This is a genomic window from Roseateles sp. P5_E1, from assembly GCF_054049335.1.
On record NZ_JBFUMN010000114.1, the window covers coordinates 1 to 2,549 of the forward strand.

General features: G+C 67.5%; 1 protein-coding gene. It reads left to right on the forward strand.

What is annotated here, in order from left to right; translation table 11 throughout:
• Nucleotides 1-2,549 (forward strand): beta strand repeat-containing protein (locus tag ACXJKJ_RS29960; RefSeq protein WP_457394947.1); only part of this gene is annotated, 2,549 nt, incomplete at both ends.

The following is a 2,549-nucleotide window of genomic DNA, read 5'->3' on the forward strand; positions in this document are numbered from 1 at the left end:
GCTGACCTGCGCGCCGTCACCACGGCGGCTTTGAATGGCCTGTCCTCCGACCAGGTCGGCGCCCTGGCCAGCGACGCCGTGGGCTCGCTGACCACCGCACAGGTTGGCTCGCTGGGTACCGCCCAGATCAAGGGCCTGACCACGGGCGACATGGTCGCCCTGACCTCGGCCCAGGTCGCCTCGCTGACCTCGACCCAGGCCGGCAGCCTTTCCACGGCCCAGATTGCCGCCATCGAGACGGCTGACATCAAGTCGCTGACGACCGGCGCCCTGCGCAATCTGTCGTCCGACCAGCTCGATGCCTTCACCAGCGATCAGCTGCGCGCGCTGAGCAGCGGTCAGGTCAATTCGCTGACAACCGGCCAGATCAACACCCTGGGCACGGCCGACCTGAACAGCCTGACCAGCAGCCAGTTCTCCAATCTGTCCTCGGGCCAGGTCCAGGCGCTGACCAACACCCAGCTTGCCAATCTGGCGACGGACAACCTCAACGCCCTGGGCACCGCCCAATTCGCGGCCCTGTCGTCCAGCCAATTCGGTGCGCTGACCACCGGCCAGCTGGGCAAGCTGGAAACGGCCGACCTGCGCGCCGTCACGACGGCAGCCCTCAATGGTCTGTCCTCCGACCAGGTCGGCGCCCTCGCCAGCGACGCCGTTGGCTCGTTGACCACGGCACAAGTCGCCTCGCTGGGCACCGCCCAGATCAAGGGCCTGACCACGGGTGACATGGTCGCCATGACCTCGGCCCAGATGGCTTCGCTGACCTCGACCCAGGCCGGCACCCTGTCCACCGCCCAGCTCGCCGCCATCGAGACCGCCGACGTCAAGTCGCTGACGACCGGCGCCCTGCGCAATCTGTCCTCCGACCAGCTCGATGCCTTCACCAGCGACCAATTGCGTTCGCTGAGCAGCGGCCAGATCAACTCGCTGACAACCAGCCAGATCAATACGCTGGGCACGGCTGACCTGAACAGCCTGACCAGCAGCCAGTTCGCCAACCTGTCCACGGCCCAAGCCCAGGCGCTGACCAACACGCAGCTCGGCAACCTCGCCACCGACAACTTGAACGCGCTGGGCACAGCCCAGTTCGCGGCCCTGTCGTCCAGCCAGTTCGGCGCGCTGACCACTGGCCAGTTGGGCAAGCTCGAGACGGCCGATCTGCGCGCCGTCACCACCGCGGCCCTCAACGGCCTGTCTTCCGACCAGGTCGGCGCCCTGGCCAGTGATGCCGTGGGCTCGCTGACAACCGCGCAAGTCGCCTCGCTGGGCACCGCCCAGGTCAAGGGCCTGACCACCGGCGATATGGTCGCCCTGACCTCGGGCCAGATCGCCTCGCTGAACTCCACCCAAGCCGGCACCTTGTCGACCGCCCAGTTGGCGGCCATCGAGACCGCCGATGTCAAGTCGCTGACCACCGGCGCCCTGCGCAACCTGTCTTCCGATCAGCTCGACGCCTTCACCAGCGACCAGCTGCGCGCCTTGAGCAGCGGCCAGGTCAACTCGCTGACGACGGCCCAGGTCAACACGCTGGGCACGGCCGACCTGAACAGCCTCTCCAGCAGCCAGTTCGCCAACCTGTCCTCGGCCCAAGTCCAGGCACTGACCAACACCCAGCTCAGCAACCTCGCGACCGACAACCTCAACGCGCTGGGCACCGCCCAGTTCGCGGCGATGAGCTCCAGCCAGTTCGGTGCACTGACCACCAGCCAGCTCGGCAAGCTCGAAACGGCCGACCTGCGCGCCGTCACCACCGCTGCACTCAACAACCTGTCGTCCGACCAGGTCGGTGCCTTGGCCAGCGACGCCGTCGGCTCGCTGACCACGGCCCAAGTCGCCTCGCTGGGCACCGCCCAGATCAAGGGCCTGACCACGGGTGACATGGTCGCCCTGACCTCGGGTCAGGTCGCTGCACTGAACTCCACGCAGGCGGGCAGCCTGTCCACCGCGCAAATCGCTGCGATCGAGACCGCCGACGTCAAGTCGCTGACGACGGGKGCCCTGCGCAACCTGTCGTCCGACCAGCTCGACGCTTTCACCAGCGACCAGTTGCGYGCACTCAGCAGCGGCCAGATCAATTCGCTGACCACGAGCCAGATCAACACCCTGGGCACGGCCGACCTSAACAGCCTSASCAGYGGCCAGTTCGCCAACCTGTCSTCSGCSCARGTCCAGGCACTGACCAACACCCAGCTCGCCAATCTCGCGACCGACAACCTCAACGCGCTGGGCACCGCCCAGTTCGCGGCGCTGAACTCCAGCCAGTTCGGTGCACTGACCACCAGCCAGCTGGGCAAGCTGGAAACGGCCGACCTGCGCGCCGTCACGACGGCAGCCCTCAATGGCCTGTCTTCCGACCAGGTCGGCTCCCTGGCCAGCGATGCCGTCGGCTCGTTGACCACGGCGCAAGTCGCCTCGCTGGGCACCGCCCAGATCAAGGGCCTGACCACGGGTGACATGGTCGCCCTGACCTCGGGCCAGATCGCCTCGCTGAACTCCACCCAAGCCGGCACCTTGTCGACCGCCCAGTTGGCGGCCATCGAGACCGCCGA